The following is a 19,533-nucleotide window of genomic DNA, read 5'->3' as shown; positions in this document are numbered from 1 at the left end:
TATGGACAACAGCCCCTCCCATTTTGCCGAGAACGATCTGATCGGCGTTCTGACCACCCAGCCGCTGGACCGGGTGCTGGATTATCGCGCGCCCGAGGGCGGCTGTTTCCTGGGCGCCTTCGTCGAGGTGCCGCTGGGCCCGCGCAAGGTTCTGGGCGTGGTCTGGGGGCCAGGCAGGGGCGATTTCGACGCCGCGAAAATCCGCCAGGTCCTGCGGGTGCTGGAGGCCGCGCCGATGCGCGACGAGATGCGGACCTTCCTCGAACGCGCCGGGGCCTACACGCTGACACCGATGTCGGCGATGCTGCGTCTGGCGACCCGTGCGCCGGGCCTGGGTGATCCGCCGTCGATGCGCAAGGTCTATCGCCTGGGGACGGGCCGCCCCGATCGCGAAACCGACGCCCGCCGCCGGGTGATCGCCGTGCTGCAACAGCTGGGCGGTCTGTCCCTGACCCAGCGCGAACTGGCGGAGGAGGCCGGGGTGACCCCCTCGGTCATCAAGGGGCTGGTGAAACAAGGTGTCTTGCAGGAGGAAGACACCGCCCGCGACACGCCCTTTCCCGGGCTCGATCCCGGATATGGCGGCAAGGACCTGACCGAAGATCAGCACGATGCCGCCGCCCGCCTGCGCGCCGGGATCGCCGCCGGCGGCTATGGCACCACGCTGCTGAAGGGCGTGACCGGCTCCGGCAAGACCGAGGTCTACCTCGAAGCGGTGGCCGAATGCCTGGGCCGTGGCCGCCAGGCGCTGGTGCTGCTGCCCGAAATCGCGCTGACCGCCGAATTCCTGACCCGGGTTCAGGCCCGGTTCGGCGCGCGCCCGGCGGAATGGCATTCCGGCGTGACGATGACCGAACGCCGCCGGGTCTGGCGCATGGTGGGCCAGGGCGGCGCGCAGATGGTGATCGGCGCCCGCTCGGCCCTGTTCCTGCCGTTCCGCGATCTTGGCCTGATCGTCGTCGATGAAGAACACGACACCTCCTACAAGCAGGAAGAGGGCGTTCTGTACAATGCCCGTGACATGGCGGTGCTGCGGGCGTCGATCCTGGGTGCGCGGGTGGTGCTGGCCTCGGCCACGCCGTCGCTGGAAAGCTGGGCCAATGCCGAAGCCGGCAAATACGACCGGGTCGACCTGACCGCGCGTTTCGGTCCCGCCGTCCTGCCCGAGATGCGCACCATCGACATGCGGGCGGAAAAGCTGCCCGCCGCGCGCTGGATTTCCCCCACGCTGCAGGCGGCGGTCACCGCGCGCCTGGAAAAGGGCGAACAATCGCTGCTGTTCCTCAACCGGCGGGGCTATGCCCCGGTCACGGTCTGCCGGGCCTGCGGTCACCAGATCGGCTGCGATCACTGCGACGCGCGGATGGTCGAACACCGCTTCCTGAAACGGCTGGTCTGCCACCAGTGCGGCGAAACCAGACCGATGCCAACCGCCTGCCCGCACTGCCAGGCCGAGGACAGGCTCGCCCCGGTGGGCCCCGGCGTCGAACGGTTGGCCGAGGAAACCCAGGCGCTCTTCCCCGAGGCCCGGGTGGCCACGCTCAGTTCCGATCTGTTCGGCTCGGCCCGTGCCCTCAGGGAGCAGATCGAGGCGATCGCCGCCGGCGGCGCCGACATCATCATCGGCACGCAGCTGGTGGCCAAGGGACACAACTTCCCGCTGCTGACGCTGGTGGGCGTGATCGACGCCGACCTTGGCCTGCAAGGCTCAGACCTGCGCGCCGCCGAGCGCACGTTCCAGTTGATGCGGCAGGTGGCGGGCCGCGCCGGCCGCTCGGAACGCAAGGGCCTTGCCCTGCTCCAGACGTGCCAGCCCGACCACCCGGTGATCCGCGCGATCCTGTCTGGCGACGAGGAAGGCTTCTGGCAGGCCGAGGCCGCGGAACGTCAGGCCGCAGGCGTGCCACCCTATGGCCGCATGGCCGGCATCATCCTCAGCTCGACCGAAGTGCAAGACGTCTTCGACCTTGGCAACGCGCTGGCGCGCCATGACGGCCCGCTGCGCCGCATCGGCGCGCAGGTCTTCGGCCCGGCCCCGGCGCCCATCGCCCGGGTCCGCGGCCGTCACCGCGTCCGCCTGCTGGTCAAGGCCGACAAGGGCGCGCCGCTGCAACAGGCGCTGGCCGACTGGATCCGCCCTTTCCCGCTCAAGGGCCAGCTGCGCCTTGCCATAGATATCGACCCGCAAAGCTTCTACTGACCCTGTCTTGTCTTTGGTTTTGCAAATACCTCGGAGGTCTGGAGGCAGAGCCTCCAGGGCGTTCGAAGAACGCTGCCGGCGGGCAAGGCCCGCCGGGGTCGGATCGGGCGCAGCCCGGTCCGAAACCCCACTTGCAAACAACACCGCGGCATTCTTTCCGCCGGAACCTTGTTTGTCCGCGCCCGGCCATCTACATGCCCCGTCATGAAACGCTGGATCCCTTTCGTGAAATCGTCACCCGTCGTGTCAGTGGTCCGCCTGCAGGGCGCCATTGGAATGAACGGGCGTGGCAGCCTGAATGACACCAGTCTGGCCCCGGTGCTGGAAAAGGCCTTTCGCAAGGGCAAACCCGACGCCGTCGCGCTGGAAATCAACTCGCCCGGCGGCTCTCCGGTGCAGTCGTCGCTGATCGGCGCGCGCATCCGCCGCCTGGCCGAAGAATGCGAGGTCCCGGTTTTCGCCTTTGTCGAGGACGTGGCCGCTTCGGGCGGCTATTGGCTGGCCTCGGCCGCGGACGAAGTCTTTGCCGATGAAAGTTCCATCCTCGGCTCGATCGGGGTGATCTCCGCGGGCTTCGGGCTCAACGTGCTGCTGTCGCGGCAGGGGATCGAACGGCGGGTGCACACGGCGGGCACGTCGAAATCCATGCTCGACCCGTTCCTGCCGGAAAAGCCGGAAGATGTCGAACGGCTGAACCGCCTGCTGGAAGAGCTGCACGACAACTTCATCGGTCACGTCAAATCGCGCCGGGGTGCGAAACTGGCCGACACTCCCGATCTTTTCACCGGCGAAATCTGGATCGGCCGGTCGGCGGTGCAGGTCGGGCTGGCGGATGGAATCGGGCACCTTGTGCCGGTGATGAAGGACCGTTTCGGCGACAAGGTACGGTTCCGCCGCTATGGCGCCCGTAAACCGCTGTTGATGCGCTTCGGCGCCCAGGCCGCGCAAGAGGCGCTGGCCGGGATCGAGGAACGCGCGCAATTCGCACGGTTCGGGCTCTGACGTGCTGGTCAAGATCATCACGTTCTTTCTGCTGGGCATGGCGGTGCTGGCCATGTTCGGCAAGGTGAAGCTGCCGGGCCAGAAACGGCTGGCCTCGCAGAAATGTCCGAAATGCGGACGCTACAGGATCGGCAAGGGGCCGTGCCCCTGCGGCAACAGGAAGGGCTGAGATGGTCTGGGTTTTCGCATTGCTGGGTCTGGTGATCCTGCTTCTGGCCGGGGATGCCCTGGTCAAGGGGGCGGTCAACCTGTCCCTGCGGATCGGGATCCCGGCGCTGATCGTCAGCCTGACCATCGTGGCCTTCGGCACCTCGGCACCAGAACTGCTGATTTCCATCAAGGCGGCGCTGGACGGCGCGCCGGGGATTGCGCTGGGCAACGTGGTGGGATCGAACACCGCCAACGTGCTGCTGGTGCTGGGCGTGCCGGGGATGATCGCGCTGATGCACACCAGCGGATGCGACACCCGCAAAAGCTATGTCCAGATGATCGGCGCGTCGCTGCTGTTCATCGCGCTGGCGTTTCGCGGCGTGTTCGACTGGATCGCAGGGCTTGTGTTGCTGCTGGTGCTTGCAGCAATCCTGCTGACCCAGATCGTCGACGCGCTGGCGCATCGCCGGCAAGGGATCGCTGCCGCCGAGGATGAGGAAGAGCCCGAAGGTGCCGATCCCGACATGCCGTGGTGGAAGATCTGCCTGTACCTTGCCCTTGGCCTGGTCGGGCTGCCGCTTGGCGCTGACCTTCTGGTCGACAGCTCGGTTCAGATCGCGCGCATGTTCGGGGTCAGTGAAACCGTGATCGGGCTGACGCTGGTCGCACTGGGCACATCGTTGCCGGAACTGGCGACCACGGTGATGGCGGCGCTGCGGCGTCAGGCGGACGTGGCACTGGGCAATGTGATCGGGTCGAACATGTTCAACCTGCTGGCCATCATCGGTGTGGCGTCGCTGATCACGCCAATCGAGGTCGATCCCGAATTCCTGACCTTCGATCTGTGGGTCATGCTGGCCGCGTCGGCGATCCTTGTTCCCTTTGTTTTCCTCAAGCGTGATCTTGGACGTGGCTGGGGGGTGGCGCTGACCGCGCTTTACCTTACCTATATCGCGGCCGTTCTGATCTGAGGAGTTTTCGATGCCCCAAGCACTTGTCACCGGAGCCGCCCGGCGGCTGGGTCGTGCCATGGCGATATACCTTGCCGGTCGCGGCTTTGACGTGGCCGTGCACTATGCTGGCTCTGAGGCCGAGGCTGCCGAGGTCGTGGCCGAGATCGAGGCGCTGGGCCGCCGCGCTGTGGCGCTGCAGGCCGACCTGACAGACGAGGCCGGGATGCAGGGGCTGGTGCCGCGTACGGTTGCCGCGCTGGGCGGGCCGTTGACCTGCCTTGTCAACAACGCGTCGGTCTTCGAATATGACAACATCGCCACGGCGACGCGCGACAGTTGGGACAGGCACCTGGAATCCAACCTGCGCGCGTCTTTCGTGCTGACACAGCATTTCGCGGCGCAGGTGCCGGAGCCCGCGACCGACGAGATCGGAGAGCCGGTGGCGCAGGGGCTGGTCATCAACATGATCGACCAGCGGGTGCGCAAGCTGACGCCCGAGTTCATGACCTATACCATCGCCAAGATGGGGCTGTGGGCCTTGACCCAGACCGCGGCGCAGGGGCTGGCGCCCGCGGTGCGGGTCAATGCGATCGGCCCCGGCCCGACGCTGCAAGGCGCGCGGCAAAGCGCGCAGCACTTCCAAAACCAGCGCAGCACTACCGTTCTGAAACGCGGCGCAAACCCGTCGGACATCACGGCCGCGCTGGGGTTCTTCCTTGATTCGCCGGGGGTGACGGGGCAACTGATCTGCGCTGATGGCGGACAACACCTGGGATGGCGTACGCCGGACGTGCAGGGGGTTGAATAGGGGTTTCCCGCAAAAGTTTTGCACGGCGTTAATTTACGTTACGAAAGCGTTACAAAACCTTCAATGTTTTCAATGTTTTGCGGCGCACGCAAAAATTAACGCTTATGTTTCAATGGTTTGAAAATCAGCCTAAAAATTGTGCAAAGCAAGGAAATGGGCCAAATACAAGGAAAAATCCGGCTGGGTCAAAACTTACCCATAAACTTATCCACAGGAATGGTGGATGCAATCCACCTTGCCTTGGACGTGCCGGCGTTGCAGCCAGATGCAAAGAATCACATGTTTGGATGATGATCCAAGGGCAGCCTGCATGACACACGAATCGATCCCCGCGGTGACCGGCCATGCCTGTATCCAGGGCTACTTGAAAACGCTGGACAGCAGTCCCGGCGTTTATCGGATGCTGGATGCCCAAGCACGGGTTCTGTACGTCGGAAAGGCGCGCAACTTACGGGCGCGGGTGTCGAACTATGCCCGGCCCTCGGGGCATTCGCCGCGCATCGCGCGGATGATCCGCGAAACCGCCAGCATGATGTTCCTGACCACGCGGACGGAAACCGAAGCGCTGCTGCTGGAACAGAACCTGATCAAGCAGCTGAAGCCGCGCTACAACGTGCTGTTGCGCGACGACAAGTCGTTTCCGAACATCCATGTGACCGATCACGCCTTTCCGATGATCCGGAAACATCGCGGGGCCAAGAAGGAAAAGGGCAGCTATTACGGCCCCTTCGCCAGCGCGGGGGCGGTGAACCGAACGCTGAGCCAGTTGCAGAAGGTGTTCCTGCTGCGGAACTGTTCCGACACCATGTTCGAAGGGCGCACGCGGCCCTGCCTGCAATACCAGATCAAGCGCTGTTCCGGGCCCTGCGTCGGCAAGATCAGTGCCAAGGACTATGCCGCGGCGGTGCGCGATGCCGAACAGTTCCTGTCCGGTCGCACGACGCAGGTGCAGGAAACGCTGGCCAAGCAGATGCAGGCCGCAAGCGACGCGATGGAATTCGAACGGGCCGCCGCGTTGCGCGACCGGATCCGGTCGCTGACGCAGGTGCAGACCGCGCAGGGCATCAACCCGCGTGGCGTGGCCGAGGCCGACGTGATCGCGCTGCATCTGGAAAACGGACAGGCCTGTGTGCAGGTGTTCTTCATCCGGGCAAACCAGAACTGGGGCAACCGGGATTTCTATCCCCGGGTCGGCGAATATGTCGAAGAGGCCGAAGTGCTGGAGGCGTTCATCGGCCAGTTCTACGACCAGAAGGACCCGCCGCGCCTGCTGCTGCTGTCGCATGGAATCGAGAACGCCGACCTGATGGAAGAGGCGCTGTCGGGCAAGCTGGGCCGCAAGGTCGAGATCGCCGTACCGCAGCGGGGCGAAAAGGCCGAACTGGTGGAAAGCGCCGCGCGCAACGCCCGCGAAAGCCTGGCCCGGAAGATGGCGGAAACCGCGACACAGGCGAAATTGTTGCGCGGGGTGGCAGAGGCGTTCGGGCTGGACGGCCCGCCGCAGCGGATCGAGGTCTATGACAACAGCCACATTCAGGGCACCAACGCGGTGGGCGCGATGATCGTGGCAGGGCCAGAGGGCTTTCTGAAAAGCCAGTACCGCAAGTTCAACATCAAGGGCGACGACCTGACGCCCGGCGATGATTTCGGCATGATGAAAGAGGTTCTGACGCGGCGGTTTACCCGGCTGTTGAAGGAAGACCCCGACCGCGAAAAGGGCATGTGGCCCGACCTGCTGCTGATCGACGGCGGGGCCGGGCAGGTGTCGGCTGTGGCCGCGATCATGGCCGAGCAGGGGGTCGAGGATATCGCGATGGTGGGCGTTGCCAAGGGCGTGGACCGCGACCACGGCAAGGAGGAGTTCCACCGCGTCGGTGAACGGCCCTTTGCCCTTCGGATGAACGACCCGGTGCTGTATTTCATCCAGCGTTTGCGCGACGAGGCGCACCGCTTTGCCATTGGCACCCACCGGGCGAAACGGGCGAAGGCGGTGGGCGCAACCCCGCTGGACGAGGTGCCGGGGGTAGGCGCGTCGCGCAAGCGGGCATTGCTGGCACATTTCGGGTCGGCCAAGGCCGTCAGCCGGGCGAACCTTGCGGATTTGAAGGCGGTCGATGGGGTCAGCGAGGCTCTGGCCGAACGGATCTATGCGTTCTTCCACGAAGGGGCGTGACGCCGCGCCTAGCGGATCACCAGCGGCGCAAGGATCGCGCGGATCGGATCGGGAATCGGGGCAGGGCGGTGGTCAGGGCCGACATGGACCTGCGAAAAGAAGCCTTCGGTGCTGGCGATGTCGTCGTCATTGCGGAACAGCCCGACCTCGTACCGGAAGGAACTGGTGCCAAGGTGGCCGATGCGCAGGCCGGCGTGAACCACGTCGGGAAAGCCCAGTTCGGAAAAATACCGGCAGCCGGTTTCGACCACCAGAAAGCGCGTGGCCTCTGGTCCGCGGATCTCGATCCCGTTTTCAAGTTGCCACAGGCTGACCGCTGTATCGAACAGCGACAGGTAAGTCGCATTGTTCATGTGGCCGTATTCGTCGTTGTCCATCCAGCGCGTCTGCATCTGGCGGAACGCGCGATAGGCGCTGCGGGGCTGCGGCGGGGTACGCGCCATCAGCCGTTTCTGAGCAGCCGGAACGCGGCAGAGGCCCCCCACCCTGCAACAACCGCAATCAGCAGGGACAGGATGCCGTAGTAGACCGGCTGTTGCTTGGAAAGGTTGTAAAGCCAGCGTTCAAGCCCGACCTTTCGCACGTCGATCGTGGTTTCGAATTTCGACACCACATCGCCACCCCGGGTCAGGAAGATGCGCGTGGCATAAGTCCCTTCGGTCAAGTTGGCGGGCATCTTGATCGACGTGGAAAACAGGGTCTGTTCATCCAGTTGGACCGCATTTTCCGCCAGCGTATACAGGCCGTTCTCGGTGCGCAGTCGGATCAGCGCGTCGATGAAAGCCTGGGCGTCGGCGGATTCGCTGGTGGCCCCCACCGACCGGATCGCCCGCGGGATCGAGATCTTGTGGCGCAGGTCTTCTGTCTCGGTCAGGACGCTGGGCCAAGGACCGCTGGTGGCCACGGCATAAAACGATGGCGCGGCGGCGATGTTGACGTTGTCGGTGTTGATCCAGATGCCGAAGCGGCGTTCCTTGCGATAGACCTGTGCCGGTTCAGACGGGCCGGCAACGGAGACCACCACCTCGATCGGGCCGTCGGTGGGAATTGGTACTTCGCGCTTGATCGCGCCAAAGATCAGAATATCGGAGCCATCGAAATCGGCGGTGATGCGCACGCTGTCCTTGCTGAGGCCAAGCACGACCTCCTCGGCCAGGGCGGGGCCGGTCAGCAAGGTCAGCAGGGTGACGATCAGCCAGCGCATCAGTCCGCCTTGATGAAAGCGATGGAGTAGTGCTCTGCCGGTTCCAGCAGCAGGTCGAGCGCGATCTTGCCGCAGACCGCCAGAACCAGAACCGCCAGCAGGATGCGCAGTTGCTCGGCCTTGAGATAGACCGCGATCCGGGTGCCCAGTTGCGCGCCGATGACCCCGCCCAGGATCAGCAGCAGCGCCAGCATGATATCGACGGTGTGCGACGACGAGGCGTGCAGCAGCGTGGTGAAGGCGGCGACGAATATGATCTGGAAGAGCGAGGTCCCGATCACCACCTTGGTGGGCATGCCCAGCAGATAGATCATCGCGGGCACCATGATGAACCCGCCCCCCACGCCCATCACGGCCGACAGCACGCCGACGGCGACGCCGACGAAGATTGGCGGGATGACGGAAATATAAAGGCCGGACGTGCGGAACCGCACCTTCAAGGGCCAGCCATGCACGGCGAAGTGTTTCTTGCGGGCGGGCGGGCCGCCGCGTTTCACCTTGCGCAGGGCGCGCAGGCTTTCGACAAACATCAGCGCGCCGATGATGCCCAGGAAGATGACATAGCAAAGCTGCACCAGAAGATCGACCTGGCCCAGGCTTTTCAGGTAGTTGAACAGCCCCACGCCCATCGCCGCGCCGGCAAGACCCCCGATCAGCAAAACGCTTCCCATCCGCAGATCGACCGTCTTGCGCCGGAGATGCGCCAGCACACCCGAGATCGACGAGGCGACGATCTGGTTCGCGCCGGTGGCGACCGCAACGGCCGGGGGGATGCCGATGAAGAACAGCAGCGGGGTCAGCAGAAAGCCCCCGCCGACGCCGAACATGCCGGACAGCAGACCGACAAGCCCACCCAGCCCCAGAAGCATGAAGGCGTTCACCGATACCTCGGCAATGGGCAAGTAGATTTGCATATGTCGATAAGACTCAAAGCCGGGCGGTCTTGCAAGCGCAGAACACGCCGTTTCCGCGTTCTGCGACACTGGTGTTGCGCGCGGGCGCGGGGGCTGCCGCGGGAAAGCGCTTGAGGGCGCCGCGCCGCTGTCCTAACACGGCCAGCAAAGGAGACCGCGCCATGAGCCTGAACAGTTTCGGACATCTCTTCCGCGTCACCACCTGGGGTGAAAGCCACGGGCCCGCACTGGGCGCGACGGTGGATGGCTGCCCGCCGGGCGTGCCGATTGACCCGGCGATGATCCAGCACTGGCTGGACCGTCGCAAGCCGGGACAGAACAAGTTCACCACCCAGCGCCGCGAGCCGGATGAGGTCAAGATCCTGTCGGGTGTCTTCGAAGGCCAGACCACCGGCACGCCGGTGCAGCTGATGATCGAGAACACCGACCAGCGGTCGAAGGATTACGGCGATATCGCCGAGAAATTCCGCCCCGGTCACGCCGACATCACCTATTGGCAGAAATACGGGATCCGCGACTATCGCGGCGGCGGCCGGTCGTCTGCCCGCGAAACCGCGGCGCGGGTCGCGGCGGGCGGTCTCGCGCGCGAGGCGATCAAGGCGCTGGCACCGGATGTGCAGATCACCGGCTACATGGTGCAGATGGGGCCGCACAGGATCGACCGTGACCGGTTCGACTGGGACCAGATCGAACAGAACCCGTTCTGGACCCCGGACGCGCAGGCGGCCGAACAGTGGGCCGATTACCTGGGTGAATTGCGCAAGTCCGGCAATTCCGTCGGTGCGGTGATCGAGGTGGTGGCGCGCGGCGTGCCCGCCGGTCTGGGCGCGCCGATCTATGGCAAGCTGGACACCGATCTGGCGGCAGCGATGATGTCGATCAACGCCGTCAAGGGTGTTGAGATCGGCGAAGGCATGGCGGCTGCGGAACTGACCGGCGAAGCCAATGCCGACGAGATCTTCATGGGCAACGATGGCAAGCCGGTCTATTCGTCGAACCACGCGGGCGGCATCCTGGGCGGGATTTCCACCGGGCAGGATGTGGTCGTGCGCTTCGCGGTCAAGCCGACGTCGTCCATCCTGAAGCCGCGCCAGACCATCACCAAGTCGGGCGAGGCGGCGGAAATCATCACCAAGGGCCGTCACGACCCCTGTGTCGGCATCCGCGCGGTTCCGGTGGGCGAGGCGATGATGGCCTGCGTGATCCTGGACCACCTGCTGCTGCATCGCGGCCAGATCGGGGTGAACCGGGGGCAGATCGGCTGACCCGATGTCGGCGATCCTGAACATCACCTTCCCGATCTTCGCGCTGGTGGCGCTGGGCTATTTCAGTGTCTGGAAGGGGCTGTTCAAATCCGCCGACATGCGCGTCTTCGGCCAGTTCGTGATGATGTTCTCATTGCCCGCGCTGCTGTTCAACGCGGTGTCGCGCACACCGATCCAAGAGGTTCTGAACCTGGGCTACATGGCGGTGTACCTGGCCGCGGCCGGGGCAACCGCGCTGGTGGTCTATGCCGTGCTGGCGCTAACCGGGACAGACGCCCCGCGCCGGGCGGCGGCGGTGCTGGGGGCGGTGGCGCCCAATTCCGGGTTTGTCGGCTATCCCACCATGTTGCTGGCCTTCCCGGACGAGGCGACGCGGGTTCTGGCCATGAACATGCTGGTGGAAAATTTCGCCATCCTGCCCGCCTGTTTCGTGCTGATGGAACTGGCGAAGCCGGGGCGGCACGGGTCTGCCATCGGCACGGCGGGGCAGGTGATCTGGTCGGTGTTGCGGCGTCCGATGGTGATTGCGATCATCCTTGGCGCGCTGTTCGCGGCGCTGAACCTGCCGATGCCCGCGACGCTGGACAAGGTGTTTTCCATGCTTGCCGTGTCGGCGAGTTCGCTGGCGCTGTTCTTTATCGGCGGGGCGCTGGTCGGGCTGCCGTTCCGGGGCAACCGGGGGCTGGCGGCGTTCATCGCGCTGGGCAAGCTGGTGGTCTTTCCCGCCGTGGCCTTTGCCCTGCTGCTGCTGGCGCCAACCATTGGGCTGCCGCTGCTGGACCGCGACATGCAGGTGATCCTGGTCCTGTCGGCGGCGATGCCGATGATCAGCATCTACGCCATCCTGTGCCAGGAGGCTGGGACCGAGGGGCTGGCCTCGCTTGCGCTGCTGGGGACGACGTCGGCGTCCTTCCTTACGCTGAGCGTGCTGCTGGTGTGGTTGCTGTAGGGCCCGCGCCGTGTGCCGGCACTATGCCTTCGCGGGCACCTGTTTTGACACTTGCACGGCAAGGATCCCGGCGGTGATGACAGCGACGCCGACAAGGTCCATCAGCCCAAGGCTTTCGTTCAGGATCACAGCGGCGACCGCGACGCCGAAGAACGGGTTGAGAAAGTGGAAGGTGGCCGCCTTGACCGTGCCGATGCGGTTGACCAGCAGGAACCATACCAACGTTGCTGCCAGACCGGGCACCAACGTGGTGTAAAGGAACGCCACCACCAGTTGCCACGACCAGTCGACCGACAGCGTTTCCAGTGCCAGCGCAGGACCGACCAGAACGGCGCTGCCGACCAGCATCTGCAACCCGACCACCATCATGAAATTCCCGCTGGACGATGCGCCTTTCAGCGCCAGCGTCGCCACGGCAAGCGATATCGCCCCGATCACGCACAGCGCGACGCCCAGCAGGTCGACCCCGCCCTGCATCCGCGCGCCCATGATCAGCACGACGCCAAGAACCCCGGCCACCAGCCCGGCAATGCCCAGCGGGCGTACTTTGTCACCAAAGACCAGCCAGCCCGCCAGCGCCACGATCAGCGGCATGGTCGAGGCGATGATCGCGGCCAGCGACGCCTCGACCCATTGCATCGCGATGAAGTTCAGGCCGAGGTACAGCGCGTTCTGGCAGATGCCGAAGATGATCGTCGCGCGCCACTGGGTGCGGGTCAGGTGCCAGCTTTGGCCCATGATCCGGGCCAGCGCCACGGCAATCAGCCCCGAGATCAGGAAGCGGAAGGACAGCGCCATCATCGGCGGCGCGGCTGCCACGATGATCCGGGCCGAGGTAAAGGCCGAAGACCACATGAAGGCGAAAGCCAGCCCCATCAGGATTGCGCGCAGGTCCATGTCGTGCCCCAGGTTCCGTATTTGCCCTGCGTCATATGCGGGCCGTTGCAAAAGCGGTATACCGTTCGCATGGCAGGCGCAACGGCACCGCGCGATGCACAACAGGACAGAGGGAACAGAATGATTAGAAAAACAATCCTTGCTTTGGGGGTTTCCATGCTCGCCGTTCCGGCGGTGGCGGAAATCCATGCCAACGACGTGCAATCCATGATGCGGGTGTTCCAGTCCGAAGGGTACCTGGTATCGCAGACCTTTGATTCCACCGGTGACCCGATGCTGGAGGGCAAGATCGATGGCACGCCGTACCGGGTTCTTTTCTATGGTTGCGGCGACAATCACGATGCCTGCACGACAATCCAGTTCAAGGCCGGTTACGACCTGACGTCCGGCATGTCGCTGGATCGGGTCAATGCGTGGAACCGCGACAAGCGGTTCGGCAAGGTCTATCTGGATGACGAGATGGATCCGTTCATCGAATACAACGTCAACCTGTTCGGCGGCGTGACTGACACCAATTTTGCCGACACCATCGACTGGTGGCGCGTGGTGATGGGCGAGTTTGAGAAATACATCGGCTGGTAGGCCCTGCCACATATGAAAAAAGCCCCGCCAATGAAGGCGGGGCAGTTCCGTGCGCTGTGGAAGGCCACAGGCACAGGCGGTACCTCTTGAGATACTTTGGAAACTCAGGTTTCGCGCATTTCTGCGCGGATCTGTTGGCGCAGCACGTCGATCGGGACGATCTTGCCTTCGCGCTTGAAGTGCCAGTAGGTCCAGCCGTTGCAACTGGGTGCGCCTTCCAGATGGGCACCGACCTGGTGGATCGAGCCTTTGACGTCATTGCCGACCAGCGTGCCATCGGCGCGAACCTTGGCGGTCTTGCCGGTGGCCGAGGTCAGCATTTCGCCCGGGCGCAGCATGCCGCGTTCGACCACCTGGCCAAAGGGCACACGCGGTTCGGCGCGCTTTGACTGGCTGACCTCCAACGCGGATTTGTCGAACTTGCGAATGTTGTCGATGCGCTTCTGTGCGACCGTACGATAGGCCGCTTCGCGTTCGATACCGATCCAGTCGCGGCCCAGCATCTTGGCGACGGCACCGGTGGTGCCGGTGCCAAAGAACGGATCCAGCACCACGTCGCCGGGATTGGTCGCGCCGACCAGCACGCGGTGCAGCAGCGCTTCGGGCTTTTGGGTCGGGTGGGCCTTTTCGCCGTTGGCGTCCTTCAGTCGTTCGCCGCCATTGCAGATCGGCAGAACCCAGTCGCTACGCATCTGGATGCCTTCGTTCAGCGATTTCAGCGCCTCGTAGTTGAAGGTGTATTTCGCGCCTTCCGATTTTGACGCCCAGATCATGGTTTCATGCGCATTGGTGAACCGCTTGCCGCGGAAATTCGGCATCGGGTTCGACTTGCGCCAGACCACGTCATTCAGGATCCAATAGCCGGCGTCCTGCAACGCGGTGCCGACACGAAAGATGTTGTGATACGAACCGATCACCCAGATCGCGCCGTTGGGTTTCAGCAGGCGGCGGGCGGCGGCCAGCCAATCCCGGGTGAACGCGTCATAGGCGGCAAAGGACGAAAACTGATCCCAATGGTCATCCACCGCGTCGACGCGGGAATTGTCGGGGCGGTGAAGATCGCCCTTGAGTTGCAGGTTATAGGGCGGATCCGCAAAGATCAGGTCAACAGATTCTGCGGGGAGACTGTTCATCATGTCGATACAGTCGCCATCAAGGATCGTGTTGAGAGGAAGCGTCTTCACGCCCTTCAATGAAGTCATCTTAGTCATTTTCTGCCTCTGTCCCCGGCACGTTTTCGCGCTCTGTGGTTAGGCAGAAAGATGAGTCAAACCTGATTCGTCGTCAAATTCTTTTTTGAATCAAGGGGTTGTAGATTTCTCTTGATACAAGATATTGTGTACCGGTTTGAAGGATCGTCTATGGTGTGGGGTGATCCCAAGGTCTTGAAGTGCAGCTTTGTGACACTTTGACGGGTATCCGGCGTTTGTTTCCCAGCCGTAGCCGGGGAACTGTTGCGCCAAGTCCCACATGATGCGGTCGCGGGTGATTTTTGCCACGATCGACGCGGCGGCGATCGACAGGCTCAGAGCATCGCCCTTGATCACGGCGGTGGCAGGGATGGTCAACCCGCGCGGCAGCAGGTTGCCGTCGATCAGCGCGTGGTCGGGGCGGCGGGGCAGGCCGTCAAGCGCCCGGACCATGGCCAGGTGACTGGCGCGCAGGATGTTCAGCGCGTCGATCTCTTCGACCGAGGCATGGGCGATGGACACCTCTGCCGTGGCCATGATGCGGTCGAACAGCGCTTCGCGTTTGCGGGCGGTCAGTTTCTTGGAATCGTTCAGCCCCTCGGGCAAATTGGTGGGGTCGAGGATCACGGCAGCGGCGGTGACGGGGCCGGCCAGCGGGCCACGTCCGACTTCGTCGACCCCGGCGACCCGCACGGCGCCTTGCGCCTGCGCGGCCTGTTCAAAGGAAAAATCGGGTCCGGTCATATGCCGGTTGAACCGCGCGGCGCGGGCAGGCGCAAGCAAAAAGGGCGCGTGGACCCGAACCTTGTCCACGCGCCCTGCCGGATGCGGCTGAGACTGGGGGTGCGCCGCATCCCTGCCTGGTTGCGATCAGCGGCGCGGCAGGTTGCGGCTGACGCAGTTGCTGTTCACCACATAACGATTGTGGCCGACCTCTCGCATGCAGCTTTGCGGAACCTGAACCATGCGATCGTTGCGGCGGTTATGATCCCAACGCTTGCCGCCCTTGCCGTCCCAGCGATTGTGCGCCTGTGGGCGCGGCTTGGGTTTGGGGTGATACGCATGGGCTTGCGGCTTGGGCTTGGGCTTCGGCTTATAATGGTTCTGCGCCGGGGCATGGACGCGCTGCCGGTCACGGTCGTTGTGGCTTTCGATGGCCTTGCCGATGATGAACAGCGTTGCCGCCGTTCCCAGGAAACGCGCAAGGTCCCTGTCGTCGGCGCGGGCCGGTGCGGCCGAAAAGGCGGTGACGGTCAGCGCTGCGCCAAGGATGGCTCCGATGAATTTACGCGACATGGGAAAACTCCTTTATCCTATCTGTTCGCGGGACTTGATCCGGCGCGCCCCCCTTGGTGGCAGCACCCGTAAGACCAACCTGGGCCACCCCCCGAAAGACAGGCAATAACGTCCCCCGGTTATCCGATAACAACGGGCCAACCCCTTTGTGTTATTGAATTTCGCCGCTTGCCGGCGCAGGCTGCCATGCATGAGACATCTGTTGATCATCCTGGCCCTTCTGGGCCCCGTGGCCGCTGAGGCAGGCTGTTTTGCCGACTACAAGGCAAAGCAGGACAGCCCGTTGCGCCTGCATTATGGTGTGGCCCAGATCACTGGCGCCTGCACCCCGTCCGCCGCGCAGGCACAGCTTGCGCCGCGGCTTGCCGCGCAGGGCTGGACTCTGCTGAACGTGCTTTCGGTGTTCGACGAAAGCGGACTTGATGAAAGGAAGGCGAGTGCCGGAGCCTATTACCTCCGCTTCTGATGCGCGCCGGTCGGGCACACGGATCGTGAGCTTTGGGATTGCCGCGATCGTCGGCCTGCTGTTCATCGCCGGCGCGCTGCTGCTGTTGACCTTGCCGGATGCCAACGCATTCAACGCGCGGGTGGAGCGGATCTTTGTTGAAAACGACGGGCTGACCGGGCCTGCGGAAATCAAGTTGCTGGAAATCCTTGCCCAGTCAGGCACCGCCTTTGCCGATACGCTGGCCAGCTATCGCGTGGTGATCTTTGTCCTGCTTGTCTTTGCCAGCGCAATGCTGATCGCGGCCTTGGTGTTCCTGGTGTTTCTTGTGATCCTGAACAGGCGGATGGCGCAGATCGAACGGTCTGGTATCCAGGTCAATTCGCTGATCATCAGCCGCGAGGAAAAGACCGTTTACCTGAACACCATGGGGTTCAAGCTGACCGACGCGGCGATCGAAACCCTGTCGGTGCTGGCCGAGGCGCGGATGGATGACGACATCCTGACCGGGGCAGAGATCGAGGCGATGATTTCCGGCCGCGATGCATCCGACTGCGAAGAGGCGGCGGGCGCGACCCGGATCAAACGGTTGCGCGATGCGTTGGGCAATCAGTTGGTCAGCGAGCTGTTGGTCAAGAATATTGCGCGGCGCGGCTATATGCTGTCGATCGAGAAGTCGGTGATTCAGGTCTTGTAAGTCCTGCGGCTACTGGAAAAAAGTTGACCCCGATCTTTCGATCGGGGTCCTGCAGCGGCACGTTGATGTCCCGTGAGTGTGACTTGGTTCATCCGCTGTCCGCTTGCATCCCATGTAGCGATGCGACCGCTATCGCAGAAATCACATACTCGTTTCACGGGTAAAGAGCGGGGTATTTTCCCAGTAGGGTAAACCCGACCTGTGGGCCAGCCCGGCAACGAAAAAACCCGGCCCTTTCGGGGCCGGGTTTCGCAACAGCGCGGGACGCGGGGATCACTCCTCGGCGTCGTCGCCCTTTTTCTTGCGCGGCTTTTCTTCCGGCGCGATTTCTTCGCCGGTTTCCTGATCCACGACCTTCATCGACAGGCGGACCTTGCCACGATCATCGAAGCCCAGAAGCTTGACCTTCACATCCTGGCCTTCGGTCAGCACCTCGTTCGGGTGATTCAGCCGACGGGGAACGATCTGGCTGACGTGAACAAGGCCGTCACGCTTGCCGAAGAAGTTCACGAAGGCACCGAAGTCGACGATCTTCACGACCTTGCCGTCATATACCTTGCCTTCTTCCGGCTCTGCCACGATCGACCAGATCATGTCATAGGCCTTCTGGATGGCTTCACCGTTCGGCGACGCGATCTTGATGATGCCGTCATCGTTGATGTCGACCTTGGCGCCCGACACTTCGACGATCTCGCGGATGACCTTGCCGCCCGACCCGATCACTTCACGGATCTTGTCGGTCGGAATCTGCATGGTCTCGATGCGCGGGGCGTGAACACTGAACTCGCCAGCGCCGGACAGTGCCTTGTTCATCTCGCCCAGGATGTGCATCCGGCCTTCCTTGGCTTGCGCAAGGGCCTTCTTCATGATCTCGGGCGTGATACCCGCGACCTTGATGTCCATCTGCAACGAGGTGATGCCCGCTTCGGTCCCGGCAACCTTGAAGTCCATGTCGCCGAGGTGGTCTTCGTCACCCAGGATGTCGGTCAGAACGGCGTAAGAGCCGTCTTCTTCCAGCACCAGGCCCATGGCGACACCGGCGACGGCGGCCTTGAGCGGCACACCGGCATCCATCATCGACAGCGACCCACCGCAAACCGACGCCATCGAGGACGAGCCGTTGGATTCGGTGATCTCGGACACGACGCGGATGGTGTAGGGGAAATCGGTGGCGGCGGGCAGCACGGCCTGCAGCGCGCGCCAGGCCAGCTTGCCATGGCCGATTTCGCGGCGACCCGGGGACCCCACGCGGCCGACTTCACCTACCGAATACGGCGGGAAGTTATAGTGCAGCAGGAAGTTCGAGCGGAAGTTGCCGTGCAGCGCGTCGATGATCTGTTCGTCATCGCCGGTGCCCAGCGTGGTCACCACCAGACCCTGGGTTTCACCACGGGTGAACAGGGCAGACCCGTGGGTCCGCGGCAGGATGCCGGTTTCCGCCACGATCGGGCGCACCTGATCAAGCGCACGGCCGTCGATCCGCTTGCCTTCCTTCACCACGCTGCCGCGCAGGACGGAGGATTCCAGCTTCTTCAGGGCCGAGCCAAGGTTCGCGTCTTCCAGCTCTTCCTCGGACAGGCCAGCCTTGATCGCCTCTTTCGCGGCGGCCACGGCAGCCACGCGTTCCTGCTTGTCGAGGATCGCGTAAGCGGCGCGCATCTGCTCTTCGCCGGCGGCCTTCACCTTTTCATACAGCGCGGAATAATCCGGCGGGGTGAAGTCGAACGGCTCTTTCGCGGCGTCTTCGGCCAGCGAGATGATCAGGTCGATGACCGGCTGGATCTGTTCGTGGGCAAAAGTCACGGCGCCCAGCATTTCGTCCTCGGTCAGCTCGTATGCTTCCGATTCCACCATCATCACGGCGTCCTTGGTGCCGGCGACGACCAGGTCCAGGCGCTGTTCGGGGTTGTTGCGCAGCTGGTCCATATCCTCAACCTCGGGGTTCAGGATGTAGTCGCCGTCAACAAAGCCCACGCGGCAGCCTGCAATCGGGCCCATGAATGGTGCGCCCGAAATGGTCAGCGCGGCGGACGCGGCGATCATCGCGACGATGTCGGGGTCGTTGACCAGATCGTGCGACAGCACGGTGCACATCACCAGCACTTCGTTCTTGAAGCCGGGGACGAACAGCGGACGGATCGGACGGTCGATCAGGCGCGCGGTCAGCGTTTCCTTTTCGGTCGGACGCGCCTCGCGCTTGAAGAAGCCACCCGGGACTTTGCCGGCGGCATAGTATTTTTCCTGATAGTGCACGGTCAGCGGAAAGAAGTCCTGACCGGGCTTGGGTTCCTTGGCAAAGGTCACGTTCGCCATGACCGAGGTTTCGCCAAGGGTGGCGATGACAGAGCCATCAGCCTGACGGGCAACCTTGCCCGTTTCCAGTGTGAGCGTCTCTTCGCCCCACTGCATCGATTTCGTCGTAACGTTGAACATCGTCGTTTCCTGTAAGGGGCGCTCCCGGGCGTATCCCGGGTCCCCGTTTGAATGGCGGCCCCATTGCCGCCGACCCCTCAATCCATCGCATGCGCCGGGGTCAGTGCGTCACGTCTCAGATGTGGGGGTGCGATACAGGTTTTTCCATCATTTGGAAAGCGATGAGTTTCTCGTGCCGCCAACGCGTCCTGCCGGGCCGGGAACGGGCAGAAACCGGGCTTGCATCGGAAAAGCGCGTCAGCACACCCGGAGAATTATGACCTCTGGCGGATTTGGGCGGCAAAGATCGTTCAGTCCGTGCTAGTGGATTGAATCCAACATTTGGAACCCTCGATTTCTTGCGGCGATGATGTCGTTGGGGTCTGCCCGCCAAAC

19 protein-coding genes are annotated in these 19,533 nt (G+C 63.5%); 11 read left to right on the top strand and 8 right to left on the bottom strand.

What is annotated here, in order from left to right; translation table 11 throughout:
* Position 1 precedes the first annotated feature (1 nt).
* From VK792_RS16215 to uvrC, 6 genes are all read left to right on the top strand, one after another.
* Positions 2-2,200, top strand: coding sequence for a primosomal protein N' (locus VK792_RS16215; protein WP_326298912.1), 2,199 nt, complete (start codon positions 2-4; stop codon positions 2,198-2,200).
* 204 nt (positions 2,201-2,404) lie between these two features.
* A complete protein-coding gene (locus VK792_RS16210) occupies positions 2,405-3,202 on the top strand; it encodes a S49 family peptidase (protein WP_326298911.1) in 798 nt (265 codons plus the stop codon).
* Between the two features lies 1 nt (position 3,203).
* A complete protein-coding gene (locus VK792_RS16205; RefSeq protein ID WP_326298910.1) occupies positions 3,204-3,371 on the top strand; it encodes a hypothetical protein in 168 nt (55 codons plus the stop codon).
* A gap of 1 nt (position 3,372) precedes the next feature.
* A complete protein-coding gene (locus tag VK792_RS16200; RefSeq protein WP_326298909.1) occupies positions 3,373-4,323 on the top strand; it encodes a calcium/sodium antiporter in 951 nt (316 codons plus the stop codon).
* Between the two features lie 10 nt (positions 4,324-4,333).
* Positions 4,334-5,113 carry an SDR family oxidoreductase gene (locus VK792_RS16195; RefSeq protein ID WP_326298908.1) on the top strand — a complete coding sequence of 260 codons (780 nt, stop codon included), beginning with the start codon at positions 4,334-4,336 and terminating at the stop codon, positions 5,111-5,113.
* Positions 5,114-5,423: 310 nt separating this feature from the next.
* Positions 5,424-7,286, top strand: a complete 1,863-nt coding sequence (uvrC, locus tag VK792_RS16190; protein ID WP_326298907.1) for an excinuclease ABC subunit UvrC — start codon at positions 5,424-5,426, stop codon at positions 7,284-7,286.
* 8 nt (positions 7,287-7,294) lie between these two features.
* Here uvrC and VK792_RS16185 read toward each other — a convergent pair whose 3' ends face one another.
* The 3 genes from VK792_RS16185 to VK792_RS16175 are packed head-to-tail and all read right to left on the bottom strand — an operon-like array spanning position 7,295 to position 9,404.
* Positions 7,295-7,729: an acyl-CoA thioesterase gene (locus tag VK792_RS16185; protein ID WP_326298906.1), complete on the bottom strand. Its 435-nt coding sequence runs from the start codon at positions 7,727-7,729 to the stop codon at positions 7,295-7,297.
* The gene (locus tag VK792_RS16180; RefSeq protein WP_326298905.1) at positions 7,729-8,490 is read right to left on the bottom strand and encodes a TIGR02186 family protein; all 762 of its coding nucleotides are present in this window, start codon (positions 8,488-8,490) and stop codon (positions 7,729-7,731) included. The genes VK792_RS16185 and VK792_RS16180 overlap by 1 nt, the downstream gene beginning before the upstream one ends.
* Entirely contained in the window at positions 8,490-9,404 is a 915-nt protein-coding gene (locus tag VK792_RS16175) for a sulfite exporter TauE/SafE family protein (protein ID WP_326298904.1), read from the bottom strand. Before VK792_RS16175 ends, VK792_RS16180 begins: the two co-directional genes overlap by 1 nt.
* Positions 9,405-9,565: 161 nt before the next feature.
* Between VK792_RS16175 and aroC the strand changes: the two genes are divergently transcribed.
* Together aroC and VK792_RS16165 are read left to right on the top strand one after the other, a co-directional pair.
* Positions 9,566-10,669, top strand: a complete 1,104-nt coding sequence (gene aroC / locus VK792_RS16170; RefSeq protein WP_326298903.1) for a chorismate synthase — start codon at positions 9,566-9,568, stop codon at positions 10,667-10,669.
* 4 nt (positions 10,670-10,673) lie between these two features.
* Entirely contained in the window at positions 10,674-11,618 is a 945-nt protein-coding gene (locus tag VK792_RS16165; RefSeq protein ID WP_326298902.1) for an AEC family transporter, read from the top strand.
* Between the two features lie 21 nt (positions 11,619-11,639).
* Here VK792_RS16165 and VK792_RS16160 read toward each other — a convergent pair whose 3' ends face one another.
* The gene (locus VK792_RS16160; RefSeq protein WP_326298901.1) at positions 11,640-12,515 is read right to left on the bottom strand and encodes a DMT family transporter; all 876 of its coding nucleotides are present in this window, start codon (positions 12,513-12,515) and stop codon (positions 11,640-11,642) included.
* A gap of 120 nt (positions 12,516-12,635) precedes the next feature.
* On the opposite strand from VK792_RS16160, the gene VK792_RS16155 reads away from it, so the two are divergent.
* Positions 12,636-13,097: a YbjN domain-containing protein gene (locus VK792_RS16155; RefSeq protein ID WP_326298900.1), complete on the top strand. Its 462-nt coding sequence runs from the start codon at positions 12,636-12,638 to the stop codon at positions 13,095-13,097.
* Between the two features lie 104 nt (positions 13,098-13,201).
* Here VK792_RS16155 and VK792_RS16150 read toward each other — a convergent pair whose 3' ends face one another.
* The 3 genes from VK792_RS16150 to VK792_RS16140 all read right to left on the bottom strand — a co-directional run bounded on the left by VK792_RS16150 (position 13,202) and on the right by VK792_RS16140 (position 15,583).
* The gene (locus VK792_RS16150) at positions 13,202-14,308 is read right to left on the bottom strand and encodes a site-specific DNA-methyltransferase (protein WP_326298899.1); all 1,107 of its coding nucleotides are present in this window, start codon (positions 14,306-14,308) and stop codon (positions 13,202-13,204) included.
* A 90-nt stretch (positions 14,309-14,398) separates the two neighbouring features.
* On the bottom strand, positions 14,399-15,031 hold the full coding sequence (gene rnhB / locus VK792_RS16145) for a ribonuclease HII (RefSeq protein ID WP_326298898.1): 633 nt from the start codon (positions 15,029-15,031) through the stop codon (positions 14,399-14,401).
* Positions 15,032-15,157: 126 nt separating this feature from the next.
* Complete coding sequence (locus VK792_RS16140; RefSeq protein WP_326298897.1) at positions 15,158-15,583, bottom strand: hypothetical protein; 426 nt, start codon at positions 15,581-15,583, stop codon at positions 15,158-15,160.
* A gap of 190 nt (positions 15,584-15,773) precedes the next feature.
* Here VK792_RS16140 and VK792_RS16135 point away from each other — a divergent pair, with 190 nt between their 5' ends.
* A complete protein-coding gene (locus VK792_RS16135; RefSeq protein ID WP_326298896.1) occupies positions 15,774-16,049 on the top strand; it encodes a hypothetical protein in 276 nt (91 codons plus the stop codon).
* Positions 16,021-16,725 (top strand): winged helix-turn-helix domain-containing protein, encoded by a 705-nt coding sequence (locus VK792_RS16130; RefSeq protein WP_435404864.1) that lies wholly within the window; start codon positions 16,021-16,023, stop codon positions 16,723-16,725. The genes VK792_RS16135 and VK792_RS16130 overlap by 29 nt, the downstream gene beginning before the upstream one ends.
* Before the next feature lie 273 nt (positions 16,726-16,998).
* Here the strand turns inward: VK792_RS16130 and pnp are convergent, their stop codons facing one another.
* The gene (pnp, locus tag VK792_RS16125; RefSeq protein WP_326298894.1) at positions 16,999-19,158 is read right to left on the bottom strand and encodes a polyribonucleotide nucleotidyltransferase; all 2,160 of its coding nucleotides are present in this window, start codon (positions 19,156-19,158) and stop codon (positions 16,999-17,001) included.
* Positions 19,159-19,533: the final 375 nt, after the last annotated feature.

The sequence above is a fragment of the Mesobacterium hydrothermale genome (assembly GCF_035818635.1).
GTDB classification, from domain to species: domain Bacteria; phylum Pseudomonadota; class Alphaproteobacteria; order Rhodobacterales; family Rhodobacteraceae; genus Mesobacterium_A; species Mesobacterium_A hydrothermale.
The sequence above is the reverse complement of the archived record's forward strand: the minus strand, read 5'-3'. Positions and strand labels throughout refer to the sequence as shown.

What these genes read in the sequence shown, in the direction of transcription:
- uvrC (WP_326298907.1), top strand. Translation starts at nt 5,424, where the DNA reads ATGACACACGAATCGATCCCCGCGGTGACCGGCCATGCCTGTATCCAG.
- VK792_RS16175 (WP_326298904.1), bottom strand. Translation starts at nt 9,404, where the DNA reads ATGCAAATCTACTTGCCCATTGCCGAGGTATCGGTGAACGCCTTCATG.
- rnhB (WP_326298898.1), bottom strand. Translation starts at nt 15,031, where the DNA reads ATGACCGGACCCGATTTTTCCTTTGAACAGGCCGCGCAGGCGCAAGGC.
- VK792_RS16210 (WP_326298911.1), top strand. Translation starts at nt 2,405, where the DNA reads ATGAAACGCTGGATCCCTTTCGTGAAATCGTCACCCGTCGTGTCAGTG.
- VK792_RS16195 (WP_326298908.1), top strand. Translation starts at nt 4,334, where the DNA reads ATGCCCCAAGCACTTGTCACCGGAGCCGCCCGGCGGCTGGGTCGTGCC.
- VK792_RS16200 (WP_326298909.1), top strand. Translation starts at nt 3,373, where the DNA reads ATGGTCTGGGTTTTCGCATTGCTGGGTCTGGTGATCCTGCTTCTGGCC.
- VK792_RS16215 (WP_326298912.1), top strand. Translation starts at nt 2, where the DNA reads ATGGACAACAGCCCCTCCCATTTTGCCGAGAACGATCTGATCGGCGTT.
- VK792_RS16165 (WP_326298902.1), top strand. Translation starts at nt 10,674, where the DNA reads ATGTCGGCGATCCTGAACATCACCTTCCCGATCTTCGCGCTGGTGGCG.
- VK792_RS16150 (WP_326298899.1), bottom strand. Translation starts at nt 14,308, where the DNA reads ATGACTAAGATGACTTCATTGAAGGGCGTGAAGACGCTTCCTCTCAAC.
- pnp (WP_326298894.1), bottom strand. Translation starts at nt 19,158, where the DNA reads ATGTTCAACGTTACGACGAAATCGATGCAGTGGGGCGAAGAGACGCTC.
- VK792_RS16185 (WP_326298906.1), bottom strand. Translation starts at nt 7,729, where the DNA reads ATGGCGCGTACCCCGCCGCAGCCCCGCAGCGCCTATCGCGCGTTCCGC.
- VK792_RS16135 (WP_326298896.1), top strand. Translation starts at nt 15,774, where the DNA reads ATGAGACATCTGTTGATCATCCTGGCCCTTCTGGGCCCCGTGGCCGCT.
- VK792_RS16155 (WP_326298900.1), top strand. Translation starts at nt 12,636, where the DNA reads ATGATTAGAAAAACAATCCTTGCTTTGGGGGTTTCCATGCTCGCCGTT.
- VK792_RS16140 (WP_326298897.1), bottom strand. Translation starts at nt 15,583, where the DNA reads ATGTCGCGTAAATTCATCGGAGCCATCCTTGGCGCAGCGCTGACCGTC.
- aroC (WP_326298903.1), top strand. Translation starts at nt 9,566, where the DNA reads ATGAGCCTGAACAGTTTCGGACATCTCTTCCGCGTCACCACCTGGGGT.
- VK792_RS16180 (WP_326298905.1), bottom strand. Translation starts at nt 8,490, where the DNA reads ATGCGCTGGCTGATCGTCACCCTGCTGACCTTGCTGACCGGCCCCGCC.
- VK792_RS16160 (WP_326298901.1), bottom strand. Translation starts at nt 12,515, where the DNA reads ATGGACCTGCGCGCAATCCTGATGGGGCTGGCTTTCGCCTTCATGTGG.